Origin of the sequence: Paracoccus sp. SSJ, from assembly GCF_030234105.1 — a bacterium.
GTDB classification, from domain to species: Bacteria; Pseudomonadota; Alphaproteobacteria; order Rhodobacterales; family Rhodobacteraceae; genus Paracoccus; species Paracoccus denitrificans.
In genome coordinates, this window is the sequence record NZ_JASSPE010000041.1 from 1 (window position 1) to 15,142 (window position 15,142).

Annotated in this window: 15 protein-coding genes; 4 read left to right on the top strand and 11 right to left on the bottom strand. The window is 60.5% G+C overall.

All coding sequences use genetic code 11. The features are described from left to right. Nucleotides 1–48 precede the first annotated feature (48 nt). Nucleotides 49–1,875 (top strand): P-loop NTPase family protein, encoded by a 1,827-nt coding sequence (locus QPR87_RS22820; protein ID WP_285051483.1) that lies wholly within the window; start codon nucleotides 49–51, stop codon nucleotides 1,873–1,875. Nucleotides 1,876–1,980: 105 nt separating this feature from the next. Then, complete coding sequence (locus QPR87_RS22825) at nucleotides 1,981–3,402, top strand: UvrD-helicase domain-containing protein (protein ID WP_285051484.1); 1,422 nt, start codon at nucleotides 1,981–1,983, stop codon at nucleotides 3,400–3,402. Between the two features lie 77 nt (nucleotides 3,403–3,479). On the opposite strand, the gene QPR87_RS22830 is transcribed toward QPR87_RS22825, so the two are convergent. Genes QPR87_RS22830 through QPR87_RS22880 form a run of 11 tightly spaced genes read right to left on the bottom strand, consistent with a single transcriptional unit; the run spans nucleotide 3,480 to nucleotide 13,565 of the window. Then, nucleotides 3,480–4,244 (bottom strand): SDR family NAD(P)-dependent oxidoreductase, encoded by a 765-nt coding sequence (locus QPR87_RS22830; protein ID WP_285051485.1) that lies wholly within the window; start codon nucleotides 4,242–4,244, stop codon nucleotides 3,480–3,482. Beyond that, the gene (locus QPR87_RS22835; RefSeq protein ID WP_285051486.1) at nucleotides 4,241–5,014 is read right to left on the bottom strand and encodes an HpcH/HpaI aldolase family protein; all 774 of its coding nucleotides are present in this window, start codon (nucleotides 5,012–5,014) and stop codon (nucleotides 4,241–4,243) included. Before QPR87_RS22835 ends, QPR87_RS22830 begins: the two co-directional genes overlap by 4 nt. Nucleotides 5,015–5,022: 8 nt before the next feature. Next, a complete protein-coding gene (locus QPR87_RS22840; protein ID WP_126156199.1) occupies nucleotides 5,023–5,805 on the bottom strand; it encodes a fumarylacetoacetate hydrolase family protein in 783 nt (260 codons plus the stop codon). 12 nt (nucleotides 5,806–5,817) lie between these two features. Then, nucleotides 5,818–7,272: a 2-hydroxymuconic semialdehyde dehydrogenase gene (locus QPR87_RS22845; protein ID WP_285051487.1), complete on the bottom strand. Its 1,455-nt coding sequence runs from the start codon at nucleotides 7,270–7,272 to the stop codon at nucleotides 5,818–5,820. A 24-nt stretch (nucleotides 7,273–7,296) separates the two neighbouring features. Continuing rightward, entirely contained in the window at nucleotides 7,297–7,986 is a 690-nt protein-coding gene (locus tag QPR87_RS22850) for a class II aldolase/adducin family protein (protein WP_285051488.1), read from the bottom strand. Between the two features lie 2 nt (nucleotides 7,987–7,988). Beyond that, nucleotides 7,989–8,846, bottom strand: coding sequence for a VOC family protein (locus QPR87_RS22855; protein WP_126156202.1), 858 nt, complete (start codon nucleotides 8,844–8,846; stop codon nucleotides 7,989–7,991). Beyond that, the gene (locus QPR87_RS22860) at nucleotides 8,839–9,705 is read right to left on the bottom strand and encodes a VOC family protein (RefSeq protein WP_285051489.1); all 867 of its coding nucleotides are present in this window, start codon (nucleotides 9,703–9,705) and stop codon (nucleotides 8,839–8,841) included. Before QPR87_RS22860 ends, QPR87_RS22855 begins: the two co-directional genes overlap by 8 nt. Nucleotides 9,706–9,761: 56 nt before the next feature. After that, nucleotides 9,762–10,733 carry a TRAP transporter substrate-binding protein gene (locus tag QPR87_RS22865; protein ID WP_285051490.1) on the bottom strand — a complete coding sequence of 324 codons (972 nt, stop codon included), beginning with the start codon at nucleotides 10,731–10,733 and terminating at the stop codon, nucleotides 9,762–9,764. Nucleotides 10,734–10,754: 21 nt separating this feature from the next. Continuing rightward, nucleotides 10,755–11,681, bottom strand: a complete 927-nt coding sequence (locus tag QPR87_RS22870) for a 3-hydroxyacyl-CoA dehydrogenase NAD-binding domain-containing protein (RefSeq protein WP_285051491.1) — start codon at nucleotides 11,679–11,681, stop codon at nucleotides 10,755–10,757. Nucleotide 11,682: 1 nt separating this feature from the next. Further along, entirely contained in the window at nucleotides 11,683–12,942 is a 1,260-nt protein-coding gene (locus tag QPR87_RS22875; protein WP_285051492.1) for a TRAP transporter large permease, read from the bottom strand. 8 nt (nucleotides 12,943–12,950) lie between these two features. After that, nucleotides 12,951–13,565 carry a TRAP transporter small permease gene (locus QPR87_RS22880; protein WP_285051493.1) on the bottom strand — a complete coding sequence of 205 codons (615 nt, stop codon included), beginning with the start codon at nucleotides 13,563–13,565 and terminating at the stop codon, nucleotides 12,951–12,953. 187 nt (nucleotides 13,566–13,752) lie between these two features. Between QPR87_RS22880 and QPR87_RS22885 the strand changes: the two genes are divergently transcribed. Together QPR87_RS22885 and QPR87_RS22890 are read left to right on the top strand one after the other, a co-directional pair. After that, nucleotides 13,753–14,394 (top strand): GntR family transcriptional regulator, encoded by a 642-nt coding sequence (locus QPR87_RS22885; RefSeq protein ID WP_285051494.1) that lies wholly within the window; start codon nucleotides 13,753–13,755, stop codon nucleotides 14,392–14,394. A 373-nt stretch (nucleotides 14,395–14,767) separates the two neighbouring features. After that, nucleotides 14,768–15,142, top strand: a 375-nt coding sequence (locus tag QPR87_RS22890; protein WP_285051495.1) for a transposase, incomplete at its 3' end; no start/stop codon positions are given.

Sequence of the window (15,142 nt, forward strand, 5' to 3'; positions counted from 1 at the left end):
CCACAACCAGCATCCCACACTGTGCCCCCCGATAGCCTCGGAGGCATCATGACCATCAGCGTAAGGGGGGTCATTTTTGGAAGCCGATTACCCCGTTACGGGGTCAATTTTGCACGCCGGTTCACAGGCCTCGGCACGAACATCACGCCCGAGATCGTGTTGAACTATGCATCCGCGCCCATCAACCTGCTGGCGCAGGAGTGGCACGAGCGCTTCCTCGAATGGGAACACCATTCCAAGCAGCAGCAAAAACATCCGGTGCCGCCGGTGTTCATCGTCGTGTGCCGAGACACCGCCGTTGCCAAGGAAGTCCACGACTGGCTGGCGAATGGGAACGACAGCTACGGGGTTTCTCCGGCCTGGTTCCGCAATGCGCCCGGGCAGGAGGTCACTGTCAGGATCGACTCGAAGGTCATGGAGGACATCGAGGAAGGCGGGTCAAAGGACGAGACCAAGCGGCTTCGATTCATCCTCGACACGGTCGGCAAACCGGAATGGCCGGGCGGCAAGATCCCCGAGGACTGGTCCGAGCTGGTGCGCAAGCACAACGACAAGGTGGCCAGCGATGACAACGACGGGTCGCTGAAGTGGATCGATGAGCGCATCCCGCCGGGGCGAGATGTCCGTTGCATCGTCTCGGTCGCGATGCTGGCGGAGGGCTGGGACGCCAACACGGTCACGCACATCGTCGGGCTCCGTCCGTTTGGCTCACAGCTCCTGTGCGAGCAGGTCGTCGGGCGGGCATTGCGGCGCAAGAGCTATGCGCTCGACGAGGAAACACAGATGTTCGCCGAGGAGACGGCCAAGGTCTTCGGTGTCCCCTTTGAGCTCATTCCGTTCAAGGTGAAGCCGGTCGGTCCGCAACCGCCGCAGCCAGATCCGAACCACATATACTCCGTCCCGGAGAAGGCCGAGTTCGAGATCACCTTTCCCATCGTGACCGGCTACCACCAGTCGGGCCAGTTCGATGTGCATATCGACTGGAGCAAGGTCGCCAAGGTGACGATCGACCCGATGAAGATCCCACAGGTGGTTGAGCTGACCCCTCTGACAACACCTGACGGAACATTGGCGGCATTCGGGCCGGGTGAACGCCCTATCCTCTCGTTGAAGGACTGGCGCGCCCGGTTTCGCGATCAGCAGGTTGCATTCAGGTTGGCACGTGAGATCTGCGACCGCTGGCTCTCGGACAACGGCGCCGAAGCAGTTCCAGTCCAGCAGCTCTTCCCGAAGGTCGCATTCGCGGCGAAGCGCTTCCTTGCAGAAAAGCTTGATCGAAAGGGTGATAGCCGGCCGTGCGACGTGCTGCTGGTCGGCGAATACATGCAGGCTGCCATCGGCTCCCTGCTCGAAGCCATCAAGAAGGGATCAGCAACAGGCGGCGGCGAGGTTGCCATCATTCCCCAAGGTGCAGCCGGTAGGGGAAGCACGCTCTACGTCGACTTTCACACGACGAAACCGATCTACCCGGTCACGAGGTGTCATCTGAACGCGATGGTGGCTGACACGAAGAAGTGGGAGCAAAGTGCCGCCTTCCTTCTCGACAGCCATCCGGGCGTGAAGAGATGGGTCAAGAACGACCGGCTGGGGTTCACGATCCCCTACCGGCATCGTGGCCTGCTGTCGCGCTACATCCCCGATTTCCTCGTTGTCACGGATCGGGACGAGAACGTCATTGTCGAGATCAAGGGTCAGGTCACTGACGATGCCGATGCCAAGGCGAAGGCGGCTGAGCGGTGGGTCGAAGCCGTCAATCGCCTCGGTGAGCACGGTGAATGGAGGTACCTGCTGGTAGAGGATCCGGGGCGACTAGGCATCCAGATCAACGCGTTCACTGGTTCCCAGTGGGATGAGGGACCTTTTGAACTCACATGAACGCAATTTGAGAACCAACCTTGGATGGTAGCGCGCCAAGAAATGGCACGCGAAGTCGGCGTGAAGTGTCGAGGCACACATCCAGAAACGGACCAGGCCTGATCATTGACCCGACTGCAGCGACGCCCGCTTCTAGGATTTCTGGCTGACCCATTCGGCAAATCCGCCAGGGCCCTTGAAATCGATGCCGATCATCTGCGGATCACCCGCCGGGGACGTGTCGCAACGATGTCCCTTCAGTTGCTGTCCAGCCCTCCCTCACTTCGAAGAGGGCTGTTTGGAACGAAACTGACTATTTCTGCGGGTGACCAGGAAGACGTCATCCTGAAGGGGGCTGGCTATCGGAAATCCATCGCGTTCTCGGAAGAGCTCAAGGATGCATGGGTCCGCTTCAATCTAGCCGCCTTGAAAAAGGAGGCGGCGCGCTTGGACAGGATCCTCGCAGGAGTTCGGTCGCTGACGGCGCCGTCCCGCTACCCTGCCGCATGTGCGGTCACGCCCCTGCTGGATGACGCCCGAGCACTGGATGCTTCGCTGCTGTCGAAGCTGAATGCCGAAGCCATCGGCCCCGAGGCCGTCGAGCGCATTGCGCCCGTCCGAAAATTCGCAGCTGAGCCGCGCGCGTTGCGGGCGAATGGCATAGCCGTATTCGTCGCCTCTGAACTGGACCGCTGGAAGGAGTTTTTCGACACCATTGAAAGCAAGCCGCTGACGCCGGAGCAGCGCCTCTCGGTTGTTGTCGATGAGGACGCGACGCTCGTCCTCGCTGGGGCGGGCTCGGGAAAGACCAGCGTCATCACCGCCAAGGCTGCCTACCTCGTCACGGCTGGCATCCGCCAGCCAGAAGAAATCCTGCTTCTGGCCTTCGCGAAGAACGCGGCGGAGGAGATGTCGGAACGGGTCGAGGCACGATCCGGCGTGCCCATCGTCGCGCGAACCTTCCATGCGATTGCCTACGACATCATCGGCATCGTGGAAGGGTCGAAGCCCGCCTTGGCCGACCATGCCACCGACGACATGGCCTTTACCAACCTGATCAAGCAGATCTTGAAGGACCTGGTCCACCTGCTGTCAGAGGTGTCGAGGGCAATCATTCAGTTCTTCGCGCATTTCCTGGTCGAACCGAAGACTGAATGGGACTTCCAGACCAAGCACGACTTCTACACCCATATGGAAACCCAGGACCTACGCACGCTGCAGGGCGAAAGGGTCAAGAGTTACGAAGAGCTGCAGATCGCCAATTGGCTGTATGAGAACGGCATCGAATACGAGTACGAGCCGGTTTACGAACACAAGATCACTGAAACTGGAAGACGCGACTACCAGCCAGATTTCCGCCTCGTCGAGAGCGGCATCTACATCGAGCATTTTGGGGTGCGGCGCGAGAAGGCGCGGGACGGCAGCGAAAGGCTGGTCACGGCGCCTTTCGTGGATCGTGACGAATACCTGGCTGGCATGGACTGGAAGCGGAAGGTCCACGCCGAGCATGATACCACCCTGAACCGCGCCGGGTTTGCCGGAGGCTGATTTCGGTTAGTTACGCGGCCATGGCGTCAGTTTGCGAGATTTCCGATGAGAGAGCAAGAGCCTTGACTGGGCTTTGGTTATTTTGCCAAGAATCCTCCATCAACAGGCAAGGTGTGGCCAGTGATCATGGCGCTGTGGCTGCTCAAGAGAAACGCTATACTATGCGCAACCTCGTCTGGCCTTGCCAACCGGCCGAGCGGGGTAACATCCGAGATGCGCTGCATTGCTTTTGCATCAGCCTTGAGGGCTCCGATGAATGGTGTGTCCACCCATGTAGGTGCGACGGAGTTCACGCGGATTCCATCATTGGCCCATTCGCAGGCCATTGCCCGGGTCATGTTCACCACGGCGCCCTTTGTCGCGTGATAAGCCAGGTTCGGGTAAAGCCCACCCCCCGACAGTCCCATGATAGAGCCCAGATGCACGATCCGTCCCTTGATGCCCCTTTCTTTCATTTCACGCACGACCGCGCGCGAGGCCAGGAATATAGAGGTCATATTGACGTCGAGACTTCGCTGCCAAGTCGACAGCTTCTGGCTGATCGCATCCTCGCGCGGCGACACGCCGACCGACGTCACCAGCATGTCAACTTGGCCGTAGGTAGCCAGCGTTGCGGCTAGGGCAGTTTCGACCTGACGTTCGTCGCTGAGATCCCCAGTGTGAGAGGTGCATTGAACCCCCTTGCCCGACAGCTCGGCTATGGCGTTTTCCAATGCAGCGGCATTCGCATCCCACAGCGCGATCCTTGCACCCTGCTCACCCAGGAGGTGAGCAGTTGCCAGCCCGATGGCACCTGCACCTCCCGTGATCACCACGACTTGCCCTTCAAATGGAAGCATCATGCGCCTCCCTTTTGCAGACTGGCCAATAGACCCCTCGCTGCATTCATCAGCAGCCCCGTATCCACGGACGCAGCAACGAAGCCATAGCCCCAGTCGAGATAGCGTTGCGCGTCGGCCTGATTGGTCGCAAGGATACCGGCTGGCTTGCCCAAGGCCTTCAATCTGGCAACTGCATCCTGCAAGACTTCCTGCACATCAGGGTGCGCCGGATTGCCCAAGTGCCCCAGAGAGGCAGCAAGATCAGAAGGTCCGATGAAAACGCCGTCAACGCCAGGCACCGCGGCGATTTCCTCCAGTTGCTCCATTGCCGTGCCGGTTTCGATCTGCACAAGCAGGCAGAGTTCCTCGTCGGCCCGGCGCAGGTAGTTGGCGGCTAGGCCGAAACGGGTCGCGCGTGTCGATCCGGCTACACCCCGAATACCGGCCGGAGGATAGCGCATGGCACGGACGGCAGCCTGGGCCTCATCGGCGCTCTCCACAAAGGGGATCAGCAGCGTCTGTGCCCCTTGGTCCAGATGGCGCTTGATCAGAACCTTGTCGTTCCAGGCTGGCCGCACGACACTCGCTGTCTTGCCGGCCGCAGCGGCCTGCAGCAGCGGCATGATGCCGGATACGTCCACCGGCGCGTGTTCGCTGTCGAACAGCATCCAGTCATAGCCGACCAGGGACAGCATCTCGGCAAGCAGAGGCGAGACCGAGGACATCCAGATGCCGATCAGCTGCTCGCCTGCAAGCAATCGATGCTTGAAGTGATTTGTGGGGATTTGCATTGTCACTCTCAAACAAACTGAACAGCGACGGAGCCAAGCGGCCCGAAATCGGCGTGCAGGGTGTCACCCTTCTTCGCCCAGACCGGGCGGGTGAAGCTGCCCGACAGCAGCATGTGACCCGGTTCCAGCGTAACATCGAACGGCGCAAGCTTGTTGGCCAGCCAGGCCACTGCCATCGCAGGATGACCGAGCACGCCTGCGGCCAGTCCAGTCTCTTCGATCTCCGAGTTGCGATAGAAGATTGCCCCGACCCACCGCAGATCCACGTCGGTCGGCCGAACAGGGCGGCCCCCCAGAACCAGCCCGGCGGCAGCGCCATTGTCGGCTACCGTGTCGAAGATGCGTCGAGGTTCCTCGACGCGGGCGTCAATGATCTCGATCGACGGAACCACCCATTCCGTTGCCCGCAGCACGTCAACGAGGCCCACGTTCGGGCCTTTCAGCGGCTCCTTGAGGATAAAGGTCAGCTCCGGTTCGACACGCGGAACGCAAAAATCCTCGAACCTCACCTTGGCGCCGTCCTGCAGCACCAGATCGTCAAACATGTAGCCGTAATCAGGCTCATCGATTTTGGAGGCTGCCTGCATCGCCTTCGAGGTCAACCCGATCTTGTGGCCGATGATCTTTGCGCCAGCCTTTACCTTGGCATCGGCCACAGCCGAAGATATGGCATAGCTGTCAGCGATTTCGATACCCGGAAACATCTCGGATGGGCGCTTGCCCTGCTTCTTCGTGCGGTGGCTTTCGAGCAGGCTTTCGACGCAGCGGGTGCGTTCATCTTGGGTCAGCATGGCGCCGGTCCTTCAGAGCTTGATGCAGATGTTGCGGAGTTCAGTGTAGAACTCCATCGAATGAATGCCGCCCTCGCGGCCGATGCCGGATGCCTTGGCACCGCCAAAGGGCGTGCGCAGGTCGCGCAAGAACCAGCTGTTCACCCAGGCGATCCCGACCTCAATCTGCGCCGCCGTGCGATGTGCCCGCCCCAGATTGGCGGTCCAGATCGAGGTTGCCAGCCCGTAAGGCGAGGCATTCGCCATGGCGATACCTTCTTCCTCGGAGTCGAAGGGAGTGATGTGGGTGCAGGGTCCAAAGATTTCGTCAGTGACTACCGCCGCATCCGCGGAAAGCCCGGTCCACACTGTGGGTTGGACAAAGTAGCCGCCGTTGAAGCCATCGACTTCCGGTGCGCCGCCACCTGCCAGGATCTCGGCGCCCGCCGCCTTCGCCTTGGCGTAATATGAAAGCACCTTGTCGCGATGTTCGGCGCTGATGACCGGACCCATCGTGGTTGTCTTGGCGAAGGGGTCGCCGAACGCAAAGCCCTTGGCCTTCTCAGCCAGCGCCTCGCAGAACCGTTCATAGATGCCACGCTGAACATACAGCCGTTCAGTGCCCAGGCAGACCTGTCCGGAGTTGGCAAAACACGCCCGGCCTATGCCTTCGAGCGCCGCATCCAAGTCGGCATCGTCAAAGACAAGCCCGGCATTCTTGCCGCCCAGTTCCAGCGAAACCGGCCGCACGCCGTTTGCGGCAGCGCGCATGATCGCTTCGCCTGTCCGTGTTTCGCCGGTAAAGGTGATCCCGTCTATGCCGGGATGGGTGGTCAGGAATTCGCCCGCAGCATCGGGGCCATGGCCGTGGACGACATTATAGACGCCGCGCGGAATACCTACCGCGTTCATCACTTCGCCCAGCAGGGTAGCTGTGGCAGGGGTTTCTTCCGACGGTTTGACGACCACGGTATTACCGCAGGCAAGCGCCGGTGCGACCTTCCAGGTCATCAGCAGCAGGGGCAGGTTCCAAGGGCAGATCACTCCGATCACGCCGCGGGGACGACGGATCGAGTAGTTCACGGCGCCCCGGCCATCTGGGGTATCCATTTCGAAGCACTCGGTTCCTGTCACCAGGACCTGATCGGCAAAGACGTTGAAGTTCGCTGCCCCACGTGGAATGTCGATATGAGAGGCAAGAGATGCAGGCTTGCCGGTGTCCTTGATTTCGGCGGCCAGGAATTCGTCGAAACGCGCATTGATCCCGGCGGCGAGCTTGCGCAGCAGCGCCACGCGTTCGGCTACGGGCATCTTGCCCCAAGGCCCGTTCAGCGCTGCGCGGGCGGCACCCACTGCGGCATCGACTTCGCTTCGACCCGCAGAAGATACCTCACCAATCACTTCGCCGGTGACGGGATAATGGTTGGCGAAGGTCGGGCCAGAACCCCGCACGAATTCACCATCGATGAAGTTGAGATAGGTTGTCACAATCTTGTCCTTGTTCGTGTCGGGTCAGGAGGCGGCCAGTTCGGGATCGCCTGCGGTCATGTGGTCCCACATGCGTTCGATGATCCGGCCCGCGCGGGTGGCGCGCGTCTCGGCCTCTGCCTCGGAGATGATGGGCGCAGTGTCGGCAAGTCCGGTTTGAAGGGCGATCAGTTCGATCCGGCACATGTCTTCCAGATACCAGGCCAGAACGGTCGCAGCTTCGATGCTTTCACCCCAGACCACGGCACCGTTGCCGCGCATCAGGAGCGCCCGGCCCTGCCCCATGGCGTCGATGGCGCCCACCGCACGGCTGTCGTCGCGGATCAGTTGCGGGTCGTCCCACAAACCTACCCCAGGCTGGAAGTAGCAACCAAAACCGTGCCGTGCCTGGGGCACCCGGCCAAGCGCAGCCAGTGCCATCATGTTCGGACCCATGAAGCGCACGACACCGCCTGCCTGGAGGTGACGGACATAGATCTGCTGGTGCAGGCGCACCTCCCCCAGAACACCCTCTGGCAGGTCACCGTGGACAGGCACAGGCTCGCAGGTTGCACCCACCGGCGTCAGTGCCATTGGCATGGAAGGGCAGACGAGAAAGCTCTCCGTCCCCGCTCTCGCCGAGCAGTGCCCATAAGCGTGGACCAGGCCAGCCCGTCCCAGAGCCCGCGCCGCGATGCGCACGCGGCGGGCCACGTCGTCCTTGTTGTCGTGCATGGTCAGTCCTTGAATGCCGCGATCCGGGGCGCCGCGCCCCATTGGCAGAAACCCTTCGGCTCGAAATGGAACTGCCGGTCCCGCCACAGTGGCTCGTCGTGGATTTCGCAGACACCGGTCGAATACTCGAAGGTCATTCCCTCAGGACCGGTGAAATACAAAAACTGTGCCGACGACGTCGGATGGCGCCCAGGACCGAAAGTGATGTTCACCTGGTTCTCGCGCACATGATGGAAGCTGCGCTGGATATCGTCAGCACTTTCGACCTGATGGTTGATGTGCTGAATGCCGGCCTTGTGGAACGGGAACAGCGCAATGGAATGGTGGATCGTTCCAAGTCTCATCAGTGGTGCATCACCGATCCGGTCGGACACACGGGCGTTGCACACCTGCGTCCAGAATGCCTCATCCCGTTCCGCATCGGTGGTGCAAAGTCCGACATGACTGAAGCCGGTTATTCCCGCATCCCGGCTGCCGTGGAATCGGACGGCCGAGACATCGGGGCGCACCACGAACTCGATGCCGTTTCCGGTTGGATCGTTGAAGCGAATGAACTCGCGCACGTGGCGTGCGTCACATTCCTGCGGCGTGCCGTAATGCACGTCACTTCCCATCGCTTGCAATGTTGCTGCCGCCCGCTGCAGGTCATCTGACGAACCTATCTCGAACGCCGTGACCTGCTCGTCCGGGTTCCCTTCGAAATAGCACAGCGTATGGGCGCGCTCGTTCGATTTGAAATAGGTCGAGCCTCGGCGGCGCTCCGACACTTCAAGTCCAAGGATATTGACCGCGAACCACTCCGCCCCGGCAAGATCGCGAGTGCCCAGACGGCAATAAACGACGTCTTTCAGTTCAATCATGGGCTGTTCCTCCGAATTCGGGTGCGCGGGATGGCGATCCCCATGCGCAATGGCTTCGCGCGTCATCAACCAATTGGCGTGGCCCGCCATGTGGAAGTCCTTGCGCCGTTTCGGCCCGATAGCCGTAATAGATGCCGTCCGGTCCTTCTCCCAAAACAAACATCGCGTTCGAGGCAGCCTGCCGGCCTGGCCCGTGGACGACGGGGATCTGGTTCTTCTGGAAGAAATACCAGTTCTGCATGATGGCGTTGACGCCCTCGACCTCCCAGGTCGCCGCCAGCACCCCGTCGCGGTGCGAAGGATAGAGTGCAATCCGATGATGGGCATCGTCGATGTTCAGATAAACCGCGTCGCCGGCCCAGTCGGCCACCGTGGCGCCGACGCCACGGGTCCAGAACGCCTCATTCGCGTCAATATCCGTGCATGCCAGGCTGACAGCGCCGAACTCGGTTATCCCTGCATCGCGGTTGCCGTGATAGCGCCAGCCCGAAGTCAGCGGGCGCCACACGATTTCAATGGCAACGCCGTTCGGGGCCATGACCGCGATCCCTGCCTTCACCTGCCGCTTGCGGCAAGCAACATCATCCAGGTATTCCACCGTGCCAAAAGGCGCCAGAGCCTCGGCCCGCGCATCCAGATCTTCACGGCGACCGACTGTCAGGCCAATGGCGGGATGGGTCGCATCAGACCAGTATGCCAGCGCGTAGTTGCGCGCATCAGATCTGAAGTGGATCACGTCATCGCTGGCGACGTCACCCAGTTGCAGGCCCAGCTTGTCCAACGCAAAGTTTCGGGCCGTATCCAGCCCTTGGGGCGCAGGCAGCCGCAGATAGCGCAGGTCGCGGTAGATCAAAGTCATTTTCAGTCTTTCCTGATGAAACCGCCGGCCGAAGACGACGCGGCGGTCTATTGGGATCAGTTCAGCGCGGCAGCTTCCTGCAGCAGATCTTCGAACAGCGGCGATTTGGTCTTCCACTGGTCGTAGTAGGCTTCAATGGCTGGGCCGAACCATTCGCGATCCACCTCGACCACCGGCACATCCGTCCCTTTCAGGTTGGTCAGAAATTCTTCCTCGAGCCGTGCATAGGCTTCGACAATGGTTGCGGTCTCCGTCGCAAACTCCTCGGCGATGATGGCTTGGTCCTCGGGCGAGATCTGAGCCCATTTGCGGCCTGAAGCCGCTGCCAGCATCGGGAACATTCCGTGGTCAGAATTCAGGATCACACCGGCGTTAGAATAGTATTTGCTGTTCCAGGTGCTTTCTAGGTCGATCTGCATCCCGTCGATCTGCCCATTGGCAAAGGCGTCGTAAAGCGCCGGAAGCGGCATCGGCGTTGGCACGGCCTTCAACCCGGTCCACATGTCCAGTTCGGGCGCATAGGGGATCGTGCGGATCTTTTTGCCAGCCAGTTGGTCGACTGTCTCCACCTTGCCGTTCATCACGACCTGGCGCATTCCCGAAACGGCCCAGCCCAGCCCCTTCAGACCGAAACTGGGCAGCTTCTCCTCCAACTTCTTCGTCGTCTCGCCATCCAGCAGCTTGCCGGCGGTGACGATGTCCGGCACCAGGTAGGGCGCAGCCAGGATGCCGAAGTCGTTGTCGCGGTTCGCCAGCTCTCCCAAGGTCAGGAATGCGAAATCGAGCGCCCCGGTCTGCATCTGCTGCATCATCTGCGATTCAGGCCCAAGCTGGCCCGAGGGAAAGATCAGGATGTTGACGCGCCCCTCGGTCCGCTCGTTGATGCGTGCCGCCATGTCGGTGGCGCTCTTCGTCCACTGATGTGCTGGGGGCGTGATCATCGACATGCGATAGTCAGTGGCCTGCGCAGTGCCTGCGGCCATGAGCAGGACTGCTGCGGCACCCTTCAGGATCGTGGTAAACGTCATTCTTTCCTCCCTGTGAAAAGCTCAGGCCGCGTCGTTTCGCACCCGGGCGATTGCGGCAAAGGCACGCGGAACCATGCGGTTACGCTCGGCCATGATGTCGGTGGTAGAGCGCGGATCATGATCAGTGATGCCGCGGATCAGAAGATCGCAGGTGGCGCGATCGAGTTGTGGGGCACCCAGGTCGTCGAAATAGCTTTGGAAAGCAGGACCCAATCCTTTGAGGAACCGCTCCATCCCGCCTTCCCCTCCGGCAAGGTGGAATATGGTCGAGGGGCCATAGAGGGACCAGCGGGGCGCAAGACCCTCGCTGATCGCGCGTTCGGTTTCAGACAGCGATACGATGCCTTCAGTCGCAAGGTGGATTGCCTCGCGCCACAGGGCCGCCTGCAGGCGATTTACCACATGCCCGAGGATCGGCTTGTTCATGCGGATGACGCTTTTTCCCATTGCTTCATAGAACACGGTCAGGTCGTCCAGCCGCGCAGGCGCTGTGCTGTGCGACGGGCATAATTCGACCGTGGGCATGATCCAGGGCGGGTTGTTCGGATGGGCAATCACTAGGCGGCCGGGGTCGCCAAGCACCGCGCCGATATCGTCGGGTGACAGACCGGAACTGGAGGAGGCGATCAGCACAGCGGGGGGCAGCAGCGGTTCGACAGCAGCCAGAACCTGATGCTTAATGTTTAGCCGCTCCGGCAGGCATTCCTGCACCAGATCGGGGGCCAACCCTGCGGAGGCCGTATCTGCAGCATGAACCGGGGCAAGGCTTTGCGGCCCTGACAACCCCATTTCAGCCAGCGTCGGCTGCGCGGCTTGCCAAGCTTCATGCAGCGTTTCGGATGCGTTCGGGGCGGGGTCGATAACAACAGCCGCATGGCCGGCAGCGCCATAGGCCACCGCCCATCCCGTCCCGATCACGCCACCACCGAGGATCCAGATGCGGGCCATCTCAGAACCACCTTACCAGTGCCAGAGCCACCTCTGGCCGCAAGACGATCAGCAGAATTACCGCGAAGGCTACGACAAGGAACGGCACCAGCAGCCAGGCAATTCGCTCTGCCCGGACTCCGGATAAAAGAGAGGCAGTAAAAAGCCCTGTCCCCACAGGTGGTGTCACAAGTCCCAGCGTCAGGTTGAGGCACAGCACGACGCCGAAGTGGATCGGGTCAATGCCGTAGACATCGGTGGCCACCGGCAGGAACACTGGCACAACCAGAATGATCGCGGGGATCGGATCGGTGATCATCCCCAGTCCCAGCAGCAGCACGTTCAGGAGCAGGAGGAAAATGATCGGCGAGTCTGTCAGCCCCTGCATGTAGGCGGCCACCTTGGCGGGCAGGTTCTCGAAGGTAATGACCCAGCTGAAGACCTGCGCAGCTGCGATCAGGAACAGAACCACCGCCGCACCGCGCGCCGCGCTGACAAGCGCGGGCCAGATATCGGCAGCCGTCATTTCACGATAAACGAACATGCCGATCATGATCGCCAACAGGCTTGCAATCGTGGCAGCTTCAGTCGGAGTGGCAAGTCCGCCCAGGATGGACACGATAATAGAGGCCGGGATCAGAGCCGCGGGTATCGCATCAACGACTGCGCGGATACGCTCCTGCATCGACATCCGGGGGCTTCGCGGAAAATCGTAGCGATGCGCCTGCCAGCCGATCAACCCGCAGAAAGCCACGAAGATCAGAATGCCGGGGACGATCCCGGCGATGAACATGTCGCCGATAGGAACCTGCGCAATGACGCCAAAGATGATGAACATCATGGAAGGGGGGATGATCGGCGCCAGCAGCCCTCCCGCTGCGGTGATCGCCACCGAAACGTCCTTCGGATAGCCCGCCTTCTCCATTCCAGGCACCGCAAGGCGAGACATGATGGTGATCTGCGCTACAGTCGAACCCAGGATCGAGGCCATCATCATGTTGGCGCCCAGGTTCACATAAGCGAGGCCTCCCCGGAGCGGCCCCAGAAGCGCCATCGCGAAAGCCATCAGCCGTCGACCGATACCGCCGGCATTCATGAACTCGCCCAGCAGAATGAACAAGGGCAGCGCCAGCATTCCATAGCTTTCCAGCCCGCCGAACATTTGCTGCGGATAGGATTGCAGCAGCACGAGGTTTCCTGAAACGACGATGTAGATCAGCGCCAACACGGCCAGCGTCAACGAGATCGGTAGACCCATCATCAGCAGGCCAACGAAGGACATTCCAACGGTCATTGGCTCCGCCCCTCTTGTTCATTGCGTGCAATGCGGATGTCGCGTTCCAAGGCGGCAAGTGCGTGGACAATGGACAGGATGGCAAACAACGGCAGCACGAGCCAGAACCAGACTTTCTGGAGACCCAGGGTCAGAGTTCGTTCCTGGTAGATGAAGTTGAAGGTTTGTTGTGAATAGGCGGTCAACGATTCAGCGCCGAAGGCATGGATCGGGTCGAACCAGCGCCAGCACAGCCAGGCCAGCACGACAAAGAAGCCCAGAACAACCAGGTCCACGCCGATCGCCAAGGGATGCCGTAGGCGTGGGGGAAGGTTGTCGGACAGCAGGGTTACTGCCATGTGCTGCCCACGTGCCAAAGCTACGGCCGCCCCCAGAAAGGCCGCGCACGCCATCAGCAAGATCGCCGCCTCATCCGCCCAGAGTAAAGGCGCGCCGAATGCCCGCAGTATGACGTTGCCGGTCAGGATCACGAAGATTGCTGCAATGAGAAGCGCCGTCGCGCCTTCTTCCCATTTGGCAAGATGCTGGTCCAGTTGCCCCAGGATAGATCTGGCTCTGCTGTCTGGGCACAAGCCAGCCTCCAGAGCACATGCACCTTCGGTATCGTTCATCGCAATTCCTCCCCTTTTTAATAAAAGATAGAAATTTTCCTGTTGTCAACGACAATTTCGATATTTTAATTTGGTGTGGAGCGAGGTAACGTGGATCAAAACTAGGGAGAACAGCTTGAGTCTGATCGGGGACCACCAACTGATCACAGGATCCGAAAGTGCTGCGCGATCGCATAGCGAGCGAGCCATGCAGCTTCTGCGTACGGACATTGTCGAAGGCATCTTGGCGCCGGGACTTAAGCTCAAGCTCGATATGTTGCGCGATCGTTATGAAATCGGTGCAGCTCCACTGCGCGAAGCACTTTCTCGATTAGCAGGAGAAGGACTGGTCATTGCGCAGGAACAGCGGGGATTTGTCGTGTCCGGCATGTCTGCTGAAGAGGCAAACGACCTTGGAGAACTGCGGCTTTTGCTGGAAATCGAAGCGCTTAGAGATGCGCTGTCTCGTGGGAACGAGGCATGGCAGGCTCGGGTGATTACGGCATACCATTGGCTGGAACGTGCCGAGCAATCATCACTTTCTTTGGAGGGGAGATTGGATGAGTTGGAGCGGCGAAATTTCGACTTTCACGAGGCTTTGGTAAGCGCTTGCGAGCGCCGCTGGACCCTTCATCTGCGTGGCATCGTGTTCCGCCAGCATGAGCGGTATCGGCGCCTTTCCCGCATCCACACTGCGAAAACGCGGCTGGTTTCCGACGAGCACCGCGCGTTGTTGGACGCTGCATTGGAACGTAACGAAGATGCAGCAACCGCTGTCATTACGACCCATATTCGACGCACGACACGTGCTGTCGGCGAAGCATTGCAGGCCGCAGATCAGCCAGCGTGACTATTTCGCAAGGATGTCTGATCACGTGAAAGCCATCAGCATTATGGATCCCCGTGATTAATCGGCTAGTGGAGGTTAGGATCACCGGCATGGCCTTGGGGTGGATCGGCTTGACCACCGCATTCGGTTTGCAGGTGAGGAAGGCAAAGAGCTGGTGATCCCCCGGCCGCAGGGTCTTCATCGAGCCGCGGGTGCCGTGCTATGGTGTCTAGATGCCAGCAAAGAAGAACAAGGGCTGCGTCTCGTCTGTCGCGAACCAGTGCAGGGGTTTGCGCTTCGTGACCTGGTCCGCCTTCTGGCCGTATTCCGAAAAGGCGGTGTGAACCGCGCCGGGTTTGCCGGAGGCTCCAACTCTTGAGTAGGATGGAGCATCATGAGCAAGACGACGAACAAGTTTTCCCCTGAGGTCCGCGAACGTGCCGTGCGACTGGTTCTCGACAACGAGGGTCAGCATGCGTCACGCTGGCAGGCGGTGATGTCGATCGCGGCGAAGATCGGCTGCACGCCACAGACCCTGAACGACTGGGTCAAGAAGGCCGAGGTCGACAGCGGTCGGCGCGCGGGCATCCCGAGTGATTTGGCCGAGAAGATGAAGGCGCTTGAGCGGGAGAACCGCGAGTTGCGCTGTCAATCGGCACGCAACTTTGACCCCCTTTCGGCGCCCAATAATGACCCCGCTTGGTCAGCACGGGTAGCTGGCCCGATGCGGTGTAGCCTCCATACAGCGCAACCGGATCGGGCCAGCGGC